Origin of the sequence: Kitasatospora sp. NPDC008050 (assembly GCF_042957465.1) — a bacterium.
Lineage (GTDB): Bacteria > Actinomycetota > Actinomycetes > Streptomycetales > Streptomycetaceae > Kitasatospora.
In genome coordinates, this window is the sequence record NZ_JBIBIJ010000027.1 from 75332 (window position 1) to 94919 (window position 19588).

Annotated in this window: 18 protein-coding genes and 5 tRNA genes; 7 read left to right on the plus strand and 16 right to left on the minus strand. The window is 71.8% G+C overall.

The features are described from left to right. Positions 1 to 18 precede the first annotated feature (18 nt). Positions 19 to 987, minus strand: a complete 969-nt coding sequence (locus tag ACFZB9_RS34325; protein ID WP_391453760.1) for a thiamine-phosphate kinase — start codon at positions 985 to 987, stop codon at positions 19 to 21. Between the two features lie 245 nt (positions 988 to 1232). Between ACFZB9_RS34325 and ACFZB9_RS34330 the strand changes: the two genes are divergently transcribed. Beyond that, a complete protein-coding gene (locus ACFZB9_RS34330; RefSeq protein WP_391453762.1) occupies positions 1233 to 1466 on the plus strand; it encodes an Lrp/AsnC family transcriptional regulator in 234 nt (77 codons plus the stop codon). 79 nt (positions 1467 to 1545) lie between these two features. Here ACFZB9_RS34330 and ACFZB9_RS34335 read toward each other — a convergent pair whose 3' ends face one another. Genes ACFZB9_RS34335 through ACFZB9_RS34345 form a run of 3 tightly spaced genes read right to left on the minus strand, consistent with a single transcriptional unit; the run spans position 1546 to position 4689 of the window. Further along, on the minus strand, positions 1546 to 2688 hold the full coding sequence (locus ACFZB9_RS34335; protein ID WP_391453763.1) for a D-alanine--D-alanine ligase family protein: 1143 nt from the start codon (positions 2686 to 2688) through the stop codon (positions 1546 to 1548). Positions 2689 to 2740: 52 nt separating this feature from the next. Beyond that, positions 2741 to 3742 carry an NAD(P)H-dependent glycerol-3-phosphate dehydrogenase gene (locus ACFZB9_RS34340; protein ID WP_391453765.1) on the minus strand — a complete coding sequence of 334 codons (1002 nt, stop codon included), beginning with the start codon at positions 3740 to 3742 and terminating at the stop codon, positions 2741 to 2743. After that, complete coding sequence (locus ACFZB9_RS34345; protein WP_391453767.1) at positions 3739 to 4689, minus strand: lysophospholipid acyltransferase family protein; 951 nt, start codon at positions 4687 to 4689, stop codon at positions 3739 to 3741. Before ACFZB9_RS34345 ends, ACFZB9_RS34340 begins: the two co-directional genes overlap by 4 nt. A gap of 378 nt (positions 4690 to 5067) precedes the next feature. Here ACFZB9_RS34345 and cofC point away from each other — a divergent pair, with 378 nt between their 5' ends. Together cofC and ACFZB9_RS34355 are read left to right on the plus strand one after the other, a co-directional pair. After that, the gene (gene cofC, locus ACFZB9_RS34350; RefSeq protein WP_391453786.1) at positions 5068 to 5685 is read left to right on the plus strand and encodes a 2-phospho-L-lactate guanylyltransferase; all 618 of its coding nucleotides are present in this window, start codon (positions 5068 to 5070) and stop codon (positions 5683 to 5685) included. Positions 5686 to 5736: 51 nt separating this feature from the next. Next, positions 5737 to 5967: a hypothetical protein gene (locus ACFZB9_RS34355; RefSeq protein WP_391453769.1), complete on the plus strand. Its 231-nt coding sequence runs from the start codon at positions 5737 to 5739 to the stop codon at positions 5965 to 5967. A 149-nt stretch (positions 5968 to 6116) separates the two neighbouring features. Here the strand turns inward: ACFZB9_RS34355 and ACFZB9_RS34360 are convergent, their stop codons facing one another. The 4 genes from ACFZB9_RS34360 to leuC all read right to left on the minus strand — a co-directional run bounded on the left by ACFZB9_RS34360 (position 6117) and on the right by leuC (position 9500). After that, the gene (locus ACFZB9_RS34360; RefSeq protein WP_391453770.1) at positions 6117 to 6773 is read right to left on the minus strand and encodes an HU family DNA-binding protein; all 657 of its coding nucleotides are present in this window, start codon (positions 6771 to 6773) and stop codon (positions 6117 to 6119) included. Positions 6774 to 6906: 133 nt separating this feature from the next. Continuing rightward, the gene (locus ACFZB9_RS34365; RefSeq protein ID WP_391453772.1) at positions 6907 to 7254 is read right to left on the minus strand and encodes a hypothetical protein; all 348 of its coding nucleotides are present in this window, start codon (positions 7252 to 7254) and stop codon (positions 6907 to 6909) included. 191 nt (positions 7255 to 7445) lie between these two features. After that, positions 7446 to 8042 carry a 3-isopropylmalate dehydratase small subunit gene (gene leuD / locus ACFZB9_RS34370; RefSeq protein ID WP_391453774.1) on the minus strand — a complete coding sequence of 199 codons (597 nt, stop codon included), beginning with the start codon at positions 8040 to 8042 and terminating at the stop codon, positions 7446 to 7448. A gap of 6 nt (positions 8043 to 8048) precedes the next feature. Next, on the minus strand, positions 8049 to 9500 hold the full coding sequence (gene leuC / locus ACFZB9_RS34375) for a 3-isopropylmalate dehydratase large subunit (RefSeq protein ID WP_391453775.1): 1452 nt from the start codon (positions 9498 to 9500) through the stop codon (positions 8049 to 8051). Positions 9501 to 9651: 151 nt separating this feature from the next. Between leuC and ACFZB9_RS34380 the strand changes: the two genes are divergently transcribed. Further along, a complete protein-coding gene (locus ACFZB9_RS34380) occupies positions 9652 to 10365 on the plus strand; it encodes an IclR family transcriptional regulator (RefSeq protein ID WP_035845980.1) in 714 nt (237 codons plus the stop codon). Between the two features lie 184 nt (positions 10366 to 10549). Here ACFZB9_RS34380 and ACFZB9_RS34385 read toward each other — a convergent pair. From ACFZB9_RS34385 to ACFZB9_RS34420, 8 genes are all read right to left on the minus strand, one after another. Continuing rightward, a tRNA-Gln gene (locus ACFZB9_RS34385) sits at positions 10550 to 10624 on the minus strand. Positions 10625 to 10670: 46 nt separating this feature from the next. Next, a tRNA-Glu gene (locus ACFZB9_RS34390) sits at positions 10671 to 10743 on the minus strand. Positions 10744 to 10824: 81 nt separating this feature from the next. Beyond that, positions 10825 to 10900: transfer RNA gene (locus ACFZB9_RS34395), tRNA-Glu, on the minus strand. A gap of 28 nt (positions 10901 to 10928) precedes the next feature. Then, positions 10929 to 11001: transfer RNA gene (locus ACFZB9_RS34400), tRNA-Glu, on the minus strand. Between the two features lie 37 nt (positions 11002 to 11038). Next, positions 11039 to 11110: transfer RNA gene (locus ACFZB9_RS34405), tRNA-Gln, on the minus strand. A 215-nt stretch (positions 11111 to 11325) separates the two neighbouring features. After that, a complete protein-coding gene (gene gltX, locus ACFZB9_RS34410) occupies positions 11326 to 12837 on the minus strand; it encodes a glutamate--tRNA ligase (RefSeq protein ID WP_391453776.1) in 1512 nt (503 codons plus the stop codon). Positions 12838 to 12849: 12 nt separating this feature from the next. Further along, the gene (locus ACFZB9_RS34415) at positions 12850 to 13650 is read right to left on the minus strand and encodes a fumarylacetoacetate hydrolase family protein (protein WP_391453777.1); all 801 of its coding nucleotides are present in this window, start codon (positions 13648 to 13650) and stop codon (positions 12850 to 12852) included. A gap of 113 nt (positions 13651 to 13763) precedes the next feature. Next, positions 13764 to 14009, minus strand: coding sequence for a hypothetical protein (locus tag ACFZB9_RS34420; protein WP_391453779.1), 246 nt, complete (start codon positions 14007 to 14009; stop codon positions 13764 to 13766). A gap of 619 nt (positions 14010 to 14628) precedes the next feature. On the opposite strand from ACFZB9_RS34420, the gene ACFZB9_RS34425 reads away from it, so the two are divergent. The 3 genes from ACFZB9_RS34425 (at position 14629) to ACFZB9_RS34435 (ending at position 19541) form a co-directional block, all read left to right on the plus strand. After that, positions 14629 to 18591 (plus strand): nitrate- and nitrite sensing domain-containing protein, encoded by a 3963-nt coding sequence (locus tag ACFZB9_RS34425; RefSeq protein ID WP_391453781.1) that lies wholly within the window; start codon positions 14629 to 14631, stop codon positions 18589 to 18591. A 10-nt stretch (positions 18592 to 18601) separates the two neighbouring features. Further along, a complete protein-coding gene (locus ACFZB9_RS34430) occupies positions 18602 to 19015 on the plus strand; it encodes a roadblock/LC7 domain-containing protein (protein WP_391453787.1) in 414 nt (137 codons plus the stop codon). 100 nt (positions 19016 to 19115) lie between these two features. Next, the gene (locus tag ACFZB9_RS34435; RefSeq protein WP_391453782.1) at positions 19116 to 19541 is read left to right on the plus strand and encodes a DUF742 domain-containing protein; all 426 of its coding nucleotides are present in this window, start codon (positions 19116 to 19118) and stop codon (positions 19539 to 19541) included. The last annotated feature ends 47 nt before the right edge of the window (positions 19542 to 19588 follow it).

The window sequence follows — 19588 nt, forward strand, 5'->3', positions numbered from 1 at the left end:
CCTCCTGGCGTCCACCACTCATTCGGCGGAGAAGTGGTCCCAACCCGCCGTGCGCTCCCACGGAGCGCCGTCCACGGTGACCCGGCCGCGCCCCTCGCCCCGCGCGGGGCCGGTGACGGTGCCGACCACCCGCCAGCGGGCGGGCAGCTGGACGCCGGGCGGGAAGGTCGCCACGATCGCGTGGTCCTCGCCCCCGGCGAGCACCCAGACCAGCGGGTCGACGCCGACCGCCTGCCCGATGTCGGCCATCTGTGCCGGCACGTCGAAGTCGGCGGCGCGCAGGTCGATGTCCACCCCGCTGGCCACGGCGACGTGGCCGAGGTCGGCGACCAGGCCGTCGCTCACGTCGATCATCGCGGTGGCGCCCAGCTCGGCGGCGGCGGGGCCCGCGTGGTACGGCGGCTCGGGGCGGCGGTGCGCCTCGACGAAGGCGCGCGGCGAGCGGAAGCCGCGGGAGAGCACGGTCAGCCCGGCGGCCGACCAGCCGAGCCAGCCGGTGACGGCGACCACGTCACCCGGTTGGGCTCCCGAACGGCGCACCGGGTCACGACCCTGCAGGTCACCGAGGGCGGTGATGGCCAGCGTGATGGTCTCGCCGCGCACCACGTCGCCGCCGACCACCCCGGCACCGGCCACCTGGCACTCGTCGCGCAGACCGTCCATCAGTTCGGTGGCCCAGGTGGTCGGGAGGTCGGCGGGCACGACCAGGCCCAGCAGTATCGCGGTGGGCACCGCACCCATCGCGGCGATGTCGGCGAGGTTCTGCGCGGCCGACTTGCGGCCCACGTCGTAAGCGGTGGACCAGTCGCGGCGGAAGTGGCGGCCCTCGATCAGCACGTCGGTGGTGGCCACCACCCGCTTGTCCGGTGCCTGGACCACGGCCGCGTCATCCCCCGGGCCCAGCTCCACCGAAGAGGTGAGCGGCAGCCGGGCGGTGAGCTCCCGGATGAGGCCGAACTCGCCGAGCTCGCCCACGGTCCCCTGCATGTGCCGTCCTCTCCCGAAGCCCGAATCCCGGACCAGCCGGGCGGGCGCGGTGCGCGCCCCGCGCGAAGCGTACGCCCACGGCCCGGTCCTGGGTCTCCCCTCCCGGGCCCGGTGCGCGGTAGCGTGGTGATCCAGTCTTTTGCGGCGTGCCCGCCCCACCACCCGATCTCCGCGCGGGTCGCGCCCCCTTACCCGTGGCCGCCAGTGTCGTCGCGCCACCACCCCGAGCCGCCGGGAGGTCCTCCGTGGTACAGGCATACATCCTGATCCAGACCGAAGTGGGCAAGGCCACCGCCGTGGCCGAGGCCATCTCCAAGATCGAAGGGGTCACCCAGGCCGAGGACGTCACCGGCCCCTATGACGTGATCGTGCGGGCCGAGGCCACCACGGTGGACGATCTGGGCAGGCTGGTGGTCGCGCAGATCCAGCAGGTCGACGGCATCACCCGGACGCTGACCTGTCCGGTGGTGCATCTCTAGGCCGGCCCGCCGGACCATGCGGCCGGTGCCGCACCCGCCATGCGGGTGCGGCACCGGCCTTCGTCCTTCTTCGGGCCGCTCAGCGCAGCCCGGTGGGGCGGCGCAGCGCGCCCTGCAGCAGGCGGTCGATCAGCTCGGAGTAGGACACGCCGGTGGCCTCCCACATCTTCGGGAAGGCCGAGATGGGGGTGAAGCCGGGCATGGTGTTGATCTCGTTGACCACCCAGCGGCCGTCGTCGAGCAGGAAGAAGTCCACCCGTGCGAGACCCTCGCAGCTGAGCGCCTCGAAGGCGGTGACCGCCTGCTCACGGATCTCGGCGGTCTCCTGCTCGGTCAGCCGGGCCGGGATCTGCACCTCGGAGGAGTCGATGTACTTGGCCTCGAAGTCGTAGAACTCGAAGCCCTCGCCGACCAGCACCTCGGCCGGCAGGCTGGCCCGCGGGCCGTCCTCGAACTCCAGCACCGCGCACTCGAGCTCGCGGCCGTTGAGCATCGCCTCGACGATGACCTTCGGGTCGTGCCGGCGGGCCTCCTCGATCGCCGCGTCCAGCTCGGCCGCGTCCTTGACCTTGGTGATCCCGATGCTGGAGCCGGCCCGGCAGGGCTTGACGAAGACCGGCAGGCCCAGCGCCGCGATCCGCTCGCGGGCGGCGGCGCGGCCGGCCTCGCTCTCCCAGTCGCGCGGGCGCACCACGGTGTAGGGACCGACGCCCAGGCCGAAGGACTCGATCACCCGCTTGGTGTACTCCTTGTCCATGCCGACCGAGCTGGCCAGCACGCCGGAGCCGACGTAGGGCACACCGGAGAGTTCCAGCATCCCCTGCAGCGTGCCGTCCTCGCCCCACGGGCCGTGCAGCAGCGGCAGCACCACGTCGACCTCGCCGAGCGCCTTGGGCGTGCTGCCGGGCTCGCTCCAGGTCACCTCGCGCGAGACGGGGCTGGCCGGCAGCGCGAGCTGGCCCTCGGTGGACTCGGCGATCTGCTCGACGTCGGGCATCCGCCCGTCGCTGATCGCCATCCGGGCCGGCTCGTCGGCGACCAGCGCCCAGCGGCCTTCCTGGGTGATGCCGACCGGCAGCACCTCGTACCTGCTCCGGTCGATCGCCCGGAGCACGCTGGCGGCCGTGACCACCGAGACGCCGTGCTCGGATGAGCGGCCGCCGAAGACGATCGCGACGCGCGGCTTCGCCGCCTGGTTCGGGGAGGTCGATTCGATGCTCATATCGAGGGTGAGACTACCTTGCGAGCCTTCCGGTTCCCCGTCACCGGCACCGTCACCGACGCTCCGGGCCCGCCGAGCGACCCATCAGGTCCTTGAGCACCTGCTGGGTGGGCCGCCCGTTGTGCACCACCTCGACCACGGCCGCGACGATCGGCATGTCGACGCCGTTGCGCCGGGCCAGGTCCAGCACCGACTCGCAGGACTTGACGCCCTCGGCGGTCTGCTTGGTGGCGGCGATCACCTGTTCCAGGGTCATGCCCTTGCCCAGGTTGAACCCGAAGGTGTGGTTGCGGGAGAGCGGCGAGGAGCAGGTGGCCACCAGGTCGCCCATGCCGGCCAGGCCCGCGAAGGTGTGCGGGTCGGCGCCCAGCCGCTCGCCGAGCCGGGTGATCTCGGCCAGGCCGCGGGTCATCAGGGTGGCCTTGGTGTTGTCGCCCAGGCCCATCCCGTCGGCCATCCCGACCGCCAGGCCGATCACGTTCTTGACCGCGCCGCCCAGCTCGCAACCGATCACGTCGGTGTTGGTGTAGGGGCGGAAGTACGGTGTGTGGCAAGCCTGCTGGAGCCGCTTGGCGACCGCCTCGTCGGCGCAGGCGACCACGCTGGCGGCCGGCTGGCGCTTGGCGATCTCCGGCGCCAGGTTGGGACCGGACACCACGGCGACCCGCTCCGGGCCGACCCCGGCGACCTCGCGGATCACCTCGGTCATCCGCTTGGCGGTGCCCAGTTCGATGCCCTTCATCAGGCTCACCAGGACGGTGTCCGGGCCGATCAGCGGCTTCCAGGCGGCCAGGTTCTCGCGCAGCGTCTGGGAGGGCACCGCGAGCACCGCGAAGTCGGCCCCGGCCAGCGCGGCGGCCGCGTCGGTGGTCGGCACGACCGCCTCGGGCAGCACGATGCCGGGCAGGTACTCGGGGTTGGTGCGGGTGGCCGCGATGGTGTCGACCAGCTCCTTGCGGCGGCCCCAGAGCGCGACCTGGCAGCCGGCGTCGGCCAGGATCATCGCGAACGGGGTACCCCAGGAGCCGGTACCGAAGACGGCGCAGCGGGTCATCGGTCGGCCTCGTTCTGCTCGTCGGTACGGGATTCGCCGTCGGTGGCGGACCCGGCCTTGCTCTTCTGCGCTGTGTTCTGCCCAGCGGCGGGCTGCCCGGCGGCGGGCTGCCCGGCTGTGTTCTGCCTGGCGGCGGGCTGCCCGGCGGCGAGCTGCTCGGCGCGGGCCTCACCTGCCCGGGCCGCGCGGCGGTCGCGGGCGTCCTTGCGCAGGTCGAAGCGCTCGGCGGGCGGCTGCTCACCGCGGATCCCGGCGAGCACCTCGGTGATCGCGTCCATGATGTCCTCGGTGGCTTCGCGCAGCACCTGGCTGGTCAGCTCCTTGCCCTGGTAGCGGCTCAGGTCGACCGGCGGTCCGGCCGCCACCACGACCTTCTTGCGCGGGAACAGGCTCACCTTGGCCGACCGCCCGCCCAGGCCCTTGCCGTACGGCGGAACGATCTCGTGCGCGCCCCAGTGCGCCACCGGGATCACCGGCGCGCCGGTCATCAGCGCCACCCGGGCCGCCCCGCTCTTGCCGGTCATCGGCCACAACTCCGGATCGCGGGTGATGGTGCCCTCCGGATAGAACTGCACCACCTGGCCGCTGTTGACCGCGTCGATCGCGGCGCGGAAGGCCATCGCGGCGTCCGTGGAGTCCCGGTAGACCGGGATCTGACCGGTCTTGCGGAGCATGAAGCCGATGAACGGCACCTTGAAGAGGGAGGACTTGCCCAGGATCCGCGGCGGCCGGCCGCTGTTGTACTGGAAGTGCGCGTAGACCACCGGGTCGATCACCGAGTTGTGGTTCACCACCGTCAGGTAGCCGCCCTCCGTGGGCAGATTCTCCCAGCCACGCCAGTCGGGCTTCACCAGAGCGGTCGTCACCGGCTTCACCAGGACCGCGGCGAAGCGGTACCAGATTCCGTAGTCGGCGTTGCCGAAACTGGCGTACGAGCGGCGGGCCACCCCAGGTCCTCCATCGTGTCGCGCGACACAGAGGAGTGCCGCGACCGTCGTCCATCGCATGATCGCATTCGGGCGCCGCCGGCCCAGCGGACCGGCAAACCCTGGCCATCCTCGCCGGGCCGACCGGCCCTGTCGAGCAGGGCCGGGCGCGGGTCGGCGCCGAGTGACCAATCGCACGCCGGCGTCGGGGGGCGCTCTGGCGGAGCCTGACGGACCGAAGCGAGAATGTCACCGATGACCGAGCACACGGTACGCCCCCGCCGGCCCGCACAGGTCCGGCCCGCGCAGGTCCCGCACGCACAGCTCCCGGGCGCGCAGCACTCCCCCGCGCAACCGGGCCCCGGGCCGCAGGGCCGATCGGGCGCGTGGAGCCTGGTGATGCCGCTGAAGCCGCTCGCGCTGGCGAAGAGCCGGCTCGACCCGTACGCCGGAGCGCACCGGGCCGACCTCGCGCTGGCGTTCGCCCTGGACACCGTGACGGCCGCGCTGAACTGCCCGGCGGTGGCGCAGGTTCTGGTGGTCTCGCGGGATCCGGTGGCCGGTCCGCGGCTGGCCGGCCTGGGCGCGGTCCTGGTCACCGACGAGCCCACCGGGCACGCGGACGACGGCCTCAACCCCGCGCTGGCGCATGGCGCGGCACACGCGCGGCGGCTGCGGCCGGACGCGCCCCTGGCCGCGCTCTCCGCGGACCTGCCCGCGCTGCGGCCGGCCGAACTGGCCCGTGTACTGGGCGCGGTACCGGCCGGGGCGCGCGCCTTCCTGGCGGACGCCCCCGGGCAGGGCACCACGCTGTTGGCCTGCGCGGCCGGGCGGCAGCTGGAGCCGGCTTTCGGCGGCGCCTCCCGGCAGCGACACGCGCTCGGCGGCGCGCTCGAACTCACGCTGCCCGACGTGCCGTCGGTGCGCCGGGACGTGGACACCGCCGCCGACCTGGCCGAGGCACTGCTGCTCGGGGTCGGCCCGCACACCCGGCTGGTGGCGGCGGCGCTGGTCTGACGGTCCCCCTGGCGCTGCCCGGGACCGTCGGACCCGCTCTATGCTGCTGGTATGCAGGCCACCGCGTACACCTTCGACCCCGCCACCCGGGCCGGCTCCGTGCTGCTCGACGACGGCACCCCGATCCCGTTCGACGCGGCCGCGTTCGAGGCGGGCGGGCTGCTCCTGCTGCGCCCCGGGCAGCGGGTGCGGATCCGGCTGGCCGGCAGCGGAACACAGCGCAGGGCGGTCTTCGTGACCCTGCAGACCTTCCCCGACCCCGAGGCGCCCGAGCAGAGCTGACGACCGTTCAGCCGACGGCGCTCGGCGCCCCCGGCCGGACGCGGAAAGCCGCGGCGGCCCGCCCTCATGGCAGAGGGCGGGCCGCCGCGGCTTTGCTCGGTCCTGACGGACCACCAGAAGTCCCAGCTCCTGGCCCCAACCGGACGCGATTACTTCGCGGCGGTCTTGCGGGCCGTGGTCTTGCGGGTGGCGGTCTTCTTCGCCGGAGCGGTCTTCTTCGCTGCGGCCGTCTTGGCGGCAGTCGTCGCCTTCTTGGCCGTGGTGGTCTTCTTCGCCGCGGTCGTCTTGGCGACGGTCGTCGCCTTCTTGGCCGTGGTGGTCTTCTTCGCCGCGGCCGTCTTGGCGACGGTCGTCGCCTTCTTCGCGGTGGTGGTCTTCTTCGCCGCGGCCTTCTTGGCGGGGGCGGCCTCGGCAGCGGCAGCGGCGCGCTTGGTGGCGGCGCGCTTGACCGCGGCGGTGGTGCCGCTCTTGCCCGGGGTCAGCGAGCCCTTGGGGGCCTTCTTGACCGAGGGACCGTCCTTCGGCAGCTTCTTGCTGCCGCTGACCAGGTCCTTGAAACCCTGGCCCGGGCGGAAGCGCGGGACCGAGGTCTTCTTGACCTTGACCCGCTCGCCGGTCTGCGGGTTACGGGCGAAACGCGCGGAGCGCTCCACCTTTTCGAAGGTGCCGAAACCGGTGACCGACACACGGTCACCGGCCACAACGGCACGCACCATGGTGTCGAGCACTGCGTCGACGGCCTCTGCGGCAGCCTTGCGACCACCCAGCTGCTCGGCCACCGCTTCGACAAGCTGAGCCTTGTTCACGTCTTCCCCTTCAGAAACGGGCGCCGGATGATTCCATCCGTTCAATTCGCACGTTAGGCATCTATTTGCGGACTTTCAATTACCAAACGCGCGAATCACCCTAGTGTCGCAATGGATTTGCGCGTCTGCGACCTCAGCCGAGGGGTGGCTGCCCCTCGTCGAGGTCCTGCACAAAGCGACTCAACCGCCGCGCCGCCTCCGGGAGATCGCGCTTGGCGGTCTCGGTGACGATCAACAGTTGCCGGGTGAGAGCGGTCTTTGCTTCCTCCGACGCGTGCAGCGCGTGCACACGTGTGTGAGCCTGCTTCAACCGCTCTGCCACTAGCGCGTAGAGCGCCGCGACTTCCGGGTCGTCCGGTCCCTCATCGGCTGAGGTCTCGACGTCCGGCCGATCGTCAATTCGACTCTCGGCTTCCCGGACCACGAACTCCGACGACGCGGGATCGCCGCCCGCGTACGGAGGTTCGTGGTGCCGGTGCATGCCTTGATTGTGCCATCCGTTCGGAGTTGCGACGCGTCGGCCCCGTCTTCACCCAAATCCGGGGCCGGTATCTTGCCACATCTCACGCGGTGTCAGGACCTAACTCCCCCCCGCAACGGACCGATGGCCCGTCCCCCGGGAAGGGGACGGGCCATCGGTGGTGCTACGGGATTGCCGACCTTTGCCGCTCCTCAGGAGAGCGGCAGGGTGCGCGGCTTGAAGCCGGGCCGGTGCTGCTCGAAGGCGGTGATGTCATCAGCGTTCCGCAGTGTGATGCTGATGTCGTCCAGCCCGTTGAGCAGCCGCCAGCGGGCGTTCTCATCCAGCTCGAACGGGGCGCTGACGCCTTCGGCGCGCACCTCGCGGGCCTCCAGGTCAACGGTGATCTCGGCGTTCGGATCGGCCTCGGTCAGCGCCCAGAGCCGCTCCACCGTCTCCTGCGGCAACACCACGGTGAGCAGCCCGTTCTTCAACGAGTTCCCGCGGAAGATATCGGCGAAACGGGAGGAGATCACGGCCTGGAAGCCGTAGTTCTGCAAGGCCCAGACGGCGTGCTCACGCGATGATCCGGTGCCGAACTCGGGACCGGCCACCAGCACGGTCGCACCGCTGCGCTCGGGCTGGTTGAGGATGAAAGACCCGTCCTTGCGCCAGGCCTCGAAGAGTCCGTCCTCGAAACCCGAGCGGGTGACCTTCTTGAGCCAATGGGCGGGGATGATCTGGTCGGTGTCGACGTTGCTGCGGCGCAGCGGAACGGCCCGGCCGGTGTGGGTGGTGAACTTCTCCATCGCGCTTCAGACCTCCAGGGCGACGGTGCCCGCAGCACGGGTTCCGGCGGAACGGTCGACGGTCAGATCGGACGGCGCGGCCAGACGGCCCAGCACCGCGGTGGCGGCGGCCACCTGAGGCGACACCAGGTGGGTGCGGCCACCCTTGCCCTGGCGGCCCTCGAAGTTGCGGTTCGAGGTCGAGGCGCAGCGCTCGCCCGGGGCCAGCTGGTCGGGGTTCATGCCCAGGCACATCGAGCAGCCCGCGTGCCGCCATTCGGCCCCCGCGGCGGTGAACACCTTGTCCAGCCCCTCCTCGACGGCCTGCAGCGCGACCCGTACCGAACCGGGCACCACCAGCATCCGCACGCCCTCGGCGACCTGGCGGCCGTCCAGGATGTCGGCGGCGGCCCGCAGGTCCTCGATCCGGCCGTTGGTGCAGGAGCCGACGAAGACCGCGTCGACCGGGACCTCGCGCAGCGGGGTGCCGGCGGTCAGGCCCATGTAGGCCAGCGCGTTCTCGGCGGCGGCCCGCTCCTGCGGGTCCTCGAAGGAGGCCGGGTCCGGCACCGAGGCGCCCAGCGGCGCGCCCTGGCCGGGGTTGGTGCCCCAGGTGACGAACGGGGTCAGCTCGCTCGCGTCGATGAACACCTCGGCGTCGAAGACCGCGTCCTCATCGGTGGCCAGCGTGCGCCAGTAGGCGACCGCGGCGTCCCAGTCGGCACCCTCGGGGGCGTGCGGACGGCCCTGCAGGTAGTCGAAGGTGGTGTCGTCCGGGGCGATCATGCCGGCCCGGGCGCCCGCTTCGATGGACATGTTGCAGATGGTCATCCGGGCTTCCATGGACAGCCCGCGGATCGCCGAGCCGCGGTACTCCAGGACGTAGCCCTGGCCGCCGCCGGTACCGATCTTGGTGATGATCGCCAGGATCAGGTCCTTGGCGGTCACGCCCTCGGGCAGCTCGCCCTCGACGGTGATCGCCATGGTCCGGAACGGGGCCAGCGGCAGCGTCTGGGTGGCCAGCACGTGCTCGACCTGGCTGGTGCCGATGCCGAACGCCAGTGCGCCGAAGGCGCCGTGGGTGGAGGTGTGAGAGTCACCACAGACCACGGTCATGCCCGGCTGGGTCAGTCCCAGCTGCGGTCCCACCACGTGGACGACGCCCTGCTCCACGTCACCCAGCGAGTGGATCCGGACCCCGAACTCGGCCGCGTTGCGGCGCAGGGTCTCCAACTGCACCTTGGAAACCGGGTCCGCGATGGGCTTGTCGATGTCCAGGGTGGGGGTGTTGTGGTCCTCGGTGGCGATCGTCAGATCGGTGCGGCGGACCGGACGGCCGGCCAGTCGCAGGCCGTCGAAGGCCTGCGGGCTGGTCACCTCGTGGAGCAGATGGAGATCGATGTAGAGCAGGTCGGGCTCGCCCTCCGCGCGCCGCACCAGGTGGTCGTTCCAGACCTTCTCTGCGAGTGTCCGTCCCATCGCGTTCCCTCCAGCCGGCCGCTCTGCCGGCCTGATCGTGTCGTTGGGGTGCCCGTTCCCGGGGGATGCCACCCGGGCTGCTCCTCCAGGGTGGCGCGTTTCTCCGAAGATTGAACTTGCGTCTCGCGGAATGAGACTGCAGTATCGGCGTATGGACAACACTAGCGGCGTCGGCGTTCTCGACAAGGCCGCTCTGGTGCTCAGCGCACTGGAGTCGGGCCCCGCCACGTTGGCGGGGCTGGTCGCCGCCACCGGCCTGGCGCGGCCCACCGCCCACCGACTCGCCGTCGCACTCGAACACCACCGCCTGGTCACCAGGGACATGCAGGGCCGGTTCATCCTCGGCCCCCGACTTGCCGAACTCTCCGCCGCGGCGGGTGAGGACCGGCTGCTCGCCACCGCGGGCCCGGTCCTGACCCACCTGCGCGACGTCACCGGCGAGAGCGCACAGCTCTACCGCCGGCAGGGCGAGATGCGGATCTGCGTCGCCGCCGCCGAGCGGCTCTCCGGCCTGCGGGACACCGTCCCGGTCGGCAGCACCCTGCCGATGAAGGCCGGCTCGGCCGCCCAGGTCCTGCTCGCCTGGGAGGAGCCCGAGCGGCTCCACCGCGGTCTGCAGGGCGCGCGCTTCACCGCCACCGCGCTGAGCGGCGTGCGGCGCCGCGGCTGGGCCCAGTCGATCGGCGAGCGGGAGCCGGGCGTCGCCTCGGTCTCCGCACCGGTCCGCGGGCCCTCCAACCGCGTGGTGGCCGCCGTCTCGGTCTCCGGCCCCATCGAGCGCCTGACCCGCCACCCGGGCCGACTGCACGCGCAGGCCATCATCGAGGCCGCCAACCGGCTCACCGACGCCCTGCGCCGGGGCTGAGCCGCTCCCGCACCGGCAACGGCACCCCGGGGGCCGGTAATGCCCCGGCACGGCACAGCACGGCACGACAGGGGCCGCGCGCCAGGATCTGGTGCGCGGCCCCTTTTCTGTTCACCGGCCCGCGGCGGCCCGGAAACGCAAAAAAACCCCCGGATCACCGGGGGTGCTTTTCGTCGGACTTCTTTGGCTGGGATACCAGGACTCGAACCTAGACTAAATGAACCAGAATCACTCGTGCTGCCAATTACACCATATCCCAACAGCAATCAAGCCGATGGTTCGAGACCATCGGCCGAACTGCTGAGTACCCCCGACCGGATTCGAACCGGCGCTACTGCCGTGAGAGGGCAGCGTGCTAGGCCGCTACACAACGGGGGCAAACTGGCGATCCAGCTTCGCCGCCTCCGGGAACCGGCTCGTTCGAGCCGGTCTCGTCCGGATGGTGACTGATGAAGGATCTGGTACCCCCGACCGGATTCGAACCGGCGCTACTGCCGTGAGAGGGCAGCGTGCTAGGCCGCTACACAACGGGGGCTCCTGCTATGCATATGTTCTGCATTGCGTACCCCCGACCGGATTCGAACCGGCGCTACTGCCGTGAGAGGGCAGCGTGCTAGGCCGCTACACAACGGGGGCTTGCGGTACTACAACGTACTGAACTGCAGGTACTGCGCTGGGGTACCAGGACTCGAACCTAGACTAAATGAACCAGAATCACTCGTGCTGCCAATTACACCATACCCCATCAGAACACAACCCCTGTACCAGGAGTCTTGCCCGATGTTTGCGCCGGTACCGATCGGTGTGGATCCCGGTGAGGCTTCTGGTTCCTCGCCGTTGCCCTCCCGGGCGGCGCAGAAAGAACATTACCCGACGCGTGGCCCCGCTCCAAAATCGATAACCGCAGGCCGGGCGTCGGGCCTGGTCACGGCGGCTTGCCCGACCAGGCCCGACAGCGCGTCAGGCCTCCGGCAGGGCGTCCAGCGACGCCGCGAGACGGCGCAGCGTCTCCGGGCGGCCCAGCAGCTCCATCGACTCGAAGAGCGGCGGGGAGATCCGCCGGCCCGTGACGGCCACCCGCAGCGGCGTGAAGGCGAACTTGGGCTTGATGCCCAGCCCCTCCACCAGCGCCTCGCGCAGGGCGGCCTGGATCGGCTCGGGACCGAAGTCCGCGAGCTCCCCGAGCGCCTTGATGCTGGCGGCCAGCACCGGGCGGGCGTCGGCGGTCAGCGCCTTGGCCGCGTCGTCCGCGTCGACCGCGAAGGCCTCCGGGGCGACGAAGAGGAAGCCGAGCATGTCGACCACCTCGGAGAGCACGACCATCCGCTCCTGGGTCAGCGGCGCGGCCTTGGCCAGCAGCTCCAGCTGGGCCGCGGTCGGCTCGGCCGGCAGCAGCCCCGCGCCCTGCAGGTACGGCACCAGCCGGGCCGCGAAGTCCTCGGGGCTGAGCATCCGCAGGTGGTCGGCGTTGATCGACTCGCACTTCTTCAGGTCGAAGCGGGCCGGGTTGGCGTTCACCTTGCTGATGTCGAAGGCCTCGACCAGCTCCGCCATGGAGAACCGGTCCCGGTCCTCGGCCAGCGACCAGCCCAGCAGGGCCAGGTAGTTGAGCAGGCCCTCGGGCAGGAAGCCGCGCTCGCGGTAGAGGTTGAGGCTGGCCTGCGGGTCGCGCTTGGAGAGCTTCTTGTTGCCCTCGCCCATCACGTACGGCAGGTGGCCGAACCGCGGGGTGGTCCCGCCGCCCACGCCGATCTCCGCCAGCGCGGCGTAGAGGGCGATCTGACGCGGCGTGGAGGAGAGCAGGTCCTCGCCGCGCAGCACGTGGGTGATGCCCATCAGGGCGTCGTCCACCGGGTTCACCAGGGTGTAGAGCGGGGCGCCGTTGGCCCGCACGATGCCGTAGTCCGGCACGTCCTTGGGCTCGAAGCTGAGGCTGCCGCGGACCAGGTCGTCGAAGACGATGGTCCGGTCGGGCATCTTGAAGCGCAGGATCGGCTGCCGGCCCTCGGCCCGGTGGATCGCCTTCTGCTCCTCGGTCAGCGTGCGGCACAGGCCGTCGTAGCCCGAGGGCAGGCCGGCCGCGCGGGCCGCCTCGCGGCGCGCGTCCAGCTCCTCGGTGCTGCAGAAGCACTCGTAGGCGTGCCCGGCCTCGTGCAGCCGGCGGGCGACATCGGCGTAGATGTCCATCCGCTGGGACTGCCGGTAGGGCGCGTGCGGGCCGCCGATCTCGGGGCCCTCGTCCCAGTCGAAGCCGAGCCAGCGCATCGCGTCGAGCAGCTGGTTGTAGGAGTCCTCGGAGTCCCGGGCCGCGTCGGTGTCCTCGATCCGGAAGACCAGGGTGCCGCCGTGGTGCCGGGCGAAGGCCCAGTTGAACAGGGCGGTGCGGACCAGGCCGACGTGCGGGTTGCCGGTCGGGGAGGGACAGAATCGGACCCGGACGGTGGGGTCGAGGTCCGGGGTGGAGTTAGCCACGCGTACGGCCTTTCAAGCGCGAGAGATGACCTTGTTGGCAAGAGTGCCGATGCCCTCGATGGTGACGGCGACCTCGTCGCCGACCTGCAGCGGGCCGACGCCCGCGGGGGTACCGGTGAGGATGACGTCACCCGGGAGCAGCGTCATGGCCTCGGAGATGTGCGCGATCAGCTCGGCGACGCCGCGGATCATCTGCGAGGTGCGACCGCTCTGGCGCGGTTCGCCGTTGACCGTGCAGCTGACGGCCAGGTCGGCCGGGTCGAGTTCGGTCTCGATCCACGGGCCGAGCGGGCAGCTGGTGTCGAAGCCCTTGGCCCTGGCCCACTGTCCTTCGCGCTGCTGGACGTCACGCGCGGTCACGTCGTTGGCGCAGGTGTAGCCGAAGATCACCTCGGGCACCCGGTCCAGCGGCACCTCGCGGCACATCCGGCCGATCACCACGGCCAGTTCGGCCTCGTGCTGCACATCACTGGAGAACGGCGGGTAGGCGATCGACTCGGTGGGGCCGATCACCGCGGTGGAGGGCTTGAAGAAGGTCAGTGGGACCTCAGGGACCTGATGGCCCAGCTCGGCGGCGTGCGCGGCGTAGTTCCGGCCGACCGCGACGATCTTGCTGGGCAGCATCGGGGTGAGCAGCCTGACCTGGCCGATCGGGTAGCTCTCACCGGTCAGTTGCGGGGTACCGAAGGGGTGGCCGGCCATGGCGTGCACCATCAGCGACTCCGGCCGGGAGGCGTCCCCCTCGACCACACCGAAGGACACACTGCCGGCGGCAGCGCCTCCTTCTCGGACAGAGAACCTGGCAATTCGCACGGCTGGGCAACCTCTCAGCACTGGATCGACGAGTGCTCCAGGCTATCGCCCGGGCAATCGCCGAGGGCGCCGCCACCAGCGGTGACGGCGCCCTCGGGACGGGGTGCGCGTGCTCAGGCCTGCTGCTGCTCGGGCACCTTCATCAGGATGGTGCGGCGCGGGTTGGCGGTGCTCTGGGGCAGGTCGGCGGAGTACTCGACCGGCTCGCGGCTGGTGCGGGCGCCGGGCAGCTGGCTGAAGTCCTCCAGCGAGGCCAGGGTGGTCCGGCGCGGGTTGGCGGTCGCGCGGGAGCCGATGGTCGACTTGCTGACCGCCTTGCTGAGCGGCTTGCTGACCGACACGGCCGGCGTCTGGGACATCGCTTCTGCACCTTCGATTCGGGGGAAGTACCGGTGGTCCTCGGTACCGGTGGCCTGCTCCAACTGGGCACATGAGGCACCGGTAGGACTCAGCAGCCAGCGTAGGGATCTCATTCCACAGACGCCGTGACCAAAGCTACACATTGGCCTGTGAGTTTGCTCACAATTCCATGGCCAACGCGCGCATATTGGATATTTCACCCAAGAAGTAAATTCCGACAATCCAGAAGTACCAGGCATACCGGGAAGCCGTCCTACCGGCGAGTTTCGGACGATGAGGCGTCAACTGTCCGAAAAGAGCCGTATTCGCGACCTGCACCGCACCGTCCGTGAGACCGCGCACGCACTCGGTAGCACCCTTGCAGTCGCCACCCCGCCCCTTGTTGGAGTTCCCGGGCTGTGCTGGAATGCCACGACCGCCGGAGGTAAACCTCCTTGGCACCGCGAGCGCCGCGAAGCGCGATCCAACCGACCGTCACCGGCCGAGCGCGGTGCAGAGGACCTACCCACGGCGGCTCGTGTGCATGCCCGGATCCGCCGGGTCTGCCGAAATCGAAACTCGCCACCGCCCTGTCCTCGGTAACGCGGAGGGGCGCCCGGTCCAGAGGTTGCGACGCCAGTGCAGGGACGTTTCAAAAGGGGTAGCGGCGCCGCAGGCCAGGCGGAGTCACCGGATCCCCTGGCTGCCCCCCACCAGTCGGAGCCGGACGCCGCGCCGGGCGACCGGCTCACCAACGGCGCCCCGGAGGCTGCCGACGACCACCTCGACGAGGGCGGCGAGAGCCGCGAGAGCGGGCGCGCCAGACTGCGCGGCTCGCTGACCCGCCGCCGGGCCACCGGCTTCGGCCGGCTCCGGCTGCGCAACTGGCGAATCCGCACCCGACTGATCGCGCTGCTGCTGCTCCCCGTGGTGGTCGCGCTGGTCCTCGGCGGCCTGCGCATCTCCAGCTCGACGGCCAGCTCCAAGCAGCTCGCCCAGATGACCAACCTCAGCGACCTGGCGGCCAAGGCCACCGCGCTGGCCGACGCGCTCCAGGAGGAGCGCGACGTCAGTGCCGGTCCGCTGACCACGGACCCGACCCAGCAGTACGACGTGGTGAACAACGCCCGGGCCACCACCGACACGGCCATCAAGGCGTACAACACCCGTGCCGACAGCTTCGACGGCATGGACCTGTCGGGCGGTGACTCGCTGCTCCTGCAGGTCCGCAAGGACATGCAGCTGCTCCCCACCACCCGCACCAACGCCTACAGCCAGAAGGACAACATCGAGGCGACGGTCACCAGTTACGACACGATCATCAAGGACCTCGTGTCGATCAGCCAGGACATCGCACTCGCCTCCTCCAACCCCGACCTGGTCAAGGCCACCCGTGCGCTGGAGCAGTTCTCCACCGAGAAGGAGAGCAGCTCCGAGCAGCGCGCGCTGATCGCCGCCGCGCTGGCCCGCCCGGGCGGCGCCGACCTGTCCACCTCGGACCAGAGCTTCGGCTACCGCCTGAGCACCGCGTACGACAACGCGGTCTCCAACTTCAACGCGATCTACGGCAACGCCGACGCGCTGAAGCTGCGCGCCCGCCAGACCAACAACACCAACATCCAGCTGGCCGACCGGTACGCCACCCAGGTGCTGGCCACCAACGGCATCAAGCAGGCCGACCCGCGCACCTACCAGGACTGGTACGACCAGTCCAGCGTGCGGATCGCCGCCGACACGGCGATCGAGAAGTCGCTGCTCGAGAAGCTCAAGTCCCAGGCCCAGTCGCTGCAGGCGCAGGCCGACAACGACGTGATCCTCAACAGCGTCGTGGTCGCGCTGGTGCTGCTGGTCGCCGTGATCGGTGCCGCCCTGGTGGCCCGCTCGATGGTGCGCTCGCTGACCCGGCTGCAGACCGCCGCCGAGGACATCGCCGAGCGGCGCCTGCCCGAGCTGGTCAAGACGCTCTCGGAGACCGACCCGCACGACGTGGACGTCACCGTGGAGCCGGTCGGTGTCGACTCCTCGGACGAGATCGGCCACGTGGCCCACGCGTTCGACATGGTGCACAGCGAGGCGGTCCGCCTGGCCGCCGAGCAGGCGCTGCTCCGAGGCAACATCAACTCGATGTTCACCAACCTCTCGCGCCGCAGCCAGGGCCTCATCCAGCGCCAGCTCTCGCTGATCTCCGAACTGGAGAGCCGCGAGGCCGACCCCGACCAGCTGGCCAGCCTCTTCAAGCTCGACCACCTGGCCACCCGCATGCGCCGCAACGGCGAAAACCTGCTGGTCCTCGCCGGTGAGGACCCCGGCCGCCGATGGACCCGCCCGGTGCCGCTGGTCGACGTGCTGCGCGCCGCCGCCTCCGAGGTGGAGCAGTACGAGCGCATCGAACTCGCCACCGTGCCGTCCGCCGAGGTGGCCGGCCGCGTGGTCAACGACCTCGTCCACCTGCTCGCCGAGCTGCTGGAGAACGCCACCTCGTTCTCCAGCCCGCAGACCAGGGTCCGGGTCACCGGCCACGCGCTGCCGGACGGCCGGGTGCTGATCGAGATCCACGACACCGGCATCGGTCTGTCCCCCGACGACCTGGCCGAGATCAACGAGCGACTGGCCAACCCGCCGACGGTGGACGTCTCGGTCTCCCGCCGCATGGGCCTGTTCGTGGTCGGTCGCCTCTCGCTGCGTCACGGCATCCGGATCCAGCTGCGTCCCAGCGACTCCGGTGGCACCACCGCGCTGGTCATGCTCCCGACCGACGTCACCAACTCGGCCGACCGGCGCGGCACGCGCCCCGGCCCCGCGCAGCCGAGCAAGGGCCCGCGCGCGGCCGCACCGACGCCGCGCCAGCACCGCACGCTGCCCGGCGGCCCGACCCCGGCGCTCGGCCAGAGCGCCGGGGTGGGCGGTGCGCCCGGTGGCCGCCCGCAGCTCGGCCAGGGCCCGCAGGGGCCGCAGGCTCCGCAGCAGGCCCAGCCCGGGCCGGCGGCCCAGCCCGCGCCGACCGCACAGGGCAGCCCGAGCGGCGGCCTGCCGACCCGGGCCCGCGGCGAGTCGCTGCGCCAGAGCCCGTCCGGCTCCGCGCCGCAGCAGGGTGGCCGCCGGGCCGGCGGTGCGCCGACCGGCGGTGCGCCGACCGGTGGTGCACCGACCGGTGGTGCGCCGGCCGGTGGCCCCGGCCTGCCGCGCCGAGGTGCCCCCGCGGCGCCGCAGGGTGCCCAGGCCGGCGAGCAGCCGCAGCACGGCCGCACCGCCGCTCCGAACACCCGCACGGATGTCGGCCCCACCGGACGCCCCGGCGGCCTGCCGCAGCGCCAGCCCGGGCAGACCACCCAGGGTCTGCCGCAGGCCTCGGGCCAGGCCCCGCGCCCCGCGCGCACCGGCCAGCCGCCGACGGGTCGCCCGCAGGGCCCGCAGGCCGGCCAGCCCACCGGCCGGCCGACCGCCCGCCCGCAGGCACCGGCCGGCGACCCGCAGGGCCCGCCCACCGTGCAGCAGCCGGCGCTCGGCCAGACCGGCCCGCAGCGCGCGCCCCAGGGCGCCGGACCGGGCGGCAGCACGCCCCCGCCGGCCCCGGTGGAGAGCACCGTGCCGTTCTCCCGGCCGCGTTTCGAGGCCAGCGAGATCGACCCGCGCGACCCGCTGGGCCTGGGCCTGGTCGAGCCGGTGCTGCCGAGCGTGGCCAACCCGCGGCCGACCGGCGAGCAGCGCCCGCAGCAGCCCGGCGGCTACCAGGGCATGCCCCCGCAGGCCCCGCAGCAGCAGGCCCAGCCGCCCGCGCCCTACCAGGGCGCGCCGCAGCAGCCGCAGCAGCCGATGGCACTGCCGCCGCGCCGCGCCGCCGAGCACGGCATCGCCGTTGGTGACGGTCAGGGCGGCGCCGGTCAGGGCGGCACCGGTCAGGCCGGCGCCAACCAGGGCGAGGACGGGCAGGGCTTCCGCAACGGCGGCGCCAGCCGGATGGCCTCGGTCCAGGTGAACCAGCAGCAGTCCGCCGAGTCGGCGCAGCAGCAGGCCCGTTCGCGCGGCTACCAGCCGCAGCGTCCCGGCACCAGCGCCCCCGGCTTCGACCAGCAGCAGGGCCAGGGCCAGGGCGGCCAGCAGCCGTTCGGCGGCGCGGGCGAGGGCGGGGCGCCGTGGCGTCCGTCGGCCAACGACGAGCGCTGGCGCCGCGCCGAGCAGGTCCGCGAGCCGTCCTCGGACGGGGTCACGCTCTCCGGTCTGCCCCGGCGCACGCCGCAGGCGAACCTGGTGTCGGGCACCGCCGAGGCCGCGCCGCTGACCGGTCCGCAGGTCTCCCGGGCTCCCGAGGAGGTGCGCGGCCGGTTGACCAACCTGCGCCGCGGCATCCAGCAGGGCCGCCGGGCCGGTGCGGAGTCCACCCAGGCCATGCCGGTCCAGGGTCAGGGCCAGCCGGTCCAGGGTCACCCGGGACAGGGTCACCCGGGACAGGGAACAGCCCAGCCCGGGCAGCAGTTCGACGGTTTGGGACGCCCCGCCGGTGCCGACGATTGGCAGAACGGCTACCGTTCTGCCGCGCCGGACGCCTTCGGCGACGGCGGTCGCGGCGGCAACGGCTTCGGCACTGAGAACCAGGAGCGTTGAGTTGAGTCAGATGAGTCAGGCTGCCAGCAACCTGAACTGGCTGATCACCAGTTTCGTGGACAACACCCCTGGGGTGTCGCACACGGTGGTGGTCTCCGCCGACGGGCTCCTGCTCGCCATGTCCGAAGGCTTCCCGCGCGACCGCGCCGACCAGCTCGCCGCCGTCGCCTCCGGCCTCACCTCGCTCACCTCCGGCGCCAGCCGGATCTTCGAGGGCGGCGACGTCAACCAGACCGTCGTGGAGATGGAGCGCGGCTTCCTCTTCCTGATGGCCGTCAGCGACGGCTCCTCGCTCGCCGTCCTCGCCTCCCCCGACTCCGACATCGGCCTCGTCGGCTACGAGATGGCCCTGCTCGTCGACCGGGCCGGCGCCGTCCTCACCCCCGCCCTGCGAGCCGAACTCCAGGGCAGCCTCCTGCACTGACAGGGACTCACGTCACCCTCCGTCGGGCCCGGCACACCGCCGGGCCCGGCGACCTACCCACAGCTGACGCAGAATCAGCCGCAGCGCAAGGAGGATCCGCATGACCCCGCCCCCGACACCGGCCGGCTCGTACGGCAACGGGTACGGCTCCGGCTACGGCGACCAGAACAACGGCGGCTACGAGCAGCAGCCGCTGGTGCGCCCGTACGCCATGACCGGTGGCCGTACCCGACCGCGATACCAGCTGGCCATCGAGGCCCTGATCTCCACCACCGGCGGTGCGGCCCGCTCCACCGGCCTGCTGCCCGAGCACCAGCGGATCGTCCAGCTGTGCCAGGAGGTCAAGTCGGTGGCCGAGATCTCGGCCCTGGCCCAGGTGCCGCTCGGGGTGGCCCGGATCCTCGTGGCCGACCTCGCCGAAGCCGGCCTGGTCGCCATCCACCAGCCCGCCGCCGCCGGCGAATCGGGCGGCACGCCGGACGTCACGCTGCTCGAAAGGGTCCTCAGTGGACTTCGCAAGCTCTAGCCCCGCGGCCGCCACCCGCGCCACCACCTCCGCGAAGATCGTCGTCG

Bases quoted from the DNA above. Each gene is read 5' to 3' on its own strand.
- ACFZB9_RS34325 (WP_391453760.1), bottom strand. From the start codon at position 987: ATGCAGGGGACCGTGGGCGAGCTCGGCGAGTTCGGCCTCATCCGGGAG.
- ACFZB9_RS34335 (WP_391453763.1), bottom strand. From the start codon at position 2,688: ATGAGCATCGAATCGACCTCCCCGAACCAGGCGGCGAAGCCGCGCGTC.
- ACFZB9_RS34340 (WP_391453765.1), bottom strand. From the start codon at position 3,742: ATGACCCGCTGCGCCGTCTTCGGTACCGGCTCCTGGGGTACCCCGTTC.
- cofC (WP_391453786.1), top strand. From the start codon at position 5,068: ATGCCGCTGAAGCCGCTCGCGCTGGCGAAGAGCCGGCTCGACCCGTAC.
- ACFZB9_RS34355 (WP_391453769.1), top strand. From the start codon at position 5,737: ATGCAGGCCACCGCGTACACCTTCGACCCCGCCACCCGGGCCGGCTCC.
- ACFZB9_RS34365 (WP_391453772.1), bottom strand. From the start codon at position 7,254: ATGCACCGGCACCACGAACCTCCGTACGCGGGCGGCGATCCCGCGTCG.
- leuD (WP_391453774.1), bottom strand. From the start codon at position 8,042: ATGGAGAAGTTCACCACCCACACCGGCCGGGCCGTTCCGCTGCGCCGC.
- leuC (WP_391453775.1), bottom strand. From the start codon at position 9,500: ATGGGACGGACACTCGCAGAGAAGGTCTGGAACGACCACCTGGTGCGG.
- ACFZB9_RS34380 (WP_035845980.1), top strand. From the start codon at position 9,652: ATGGACAACACTAGCGGCGTCGGCGTTCTCGACAAGGCCGCTCTGGTG.
- ACFZB9_RS34420 (WP_391453779.1), bottom strand. From the start codon at position 14,009: ATGTCCCAGACGCCGGCCGTGTCGGTCAGCAAGCCGCTCAGCAAGGCG.
- ACFZB9_RS34430 (WP_391453787.1), top strand. From the start codon at position 18,602: ATGAGTCAGGCTGCCAGCAACCTGAACTGGCTGATCACCAGTTTCGTG.
- ACFZB9_RS34435 (WP_391453782.1), top strand. From the start codon at position 19,116: ATGACCCCGCCCCCGACACCGGCCGGCTCGTACGGCAACGGGTACGGC.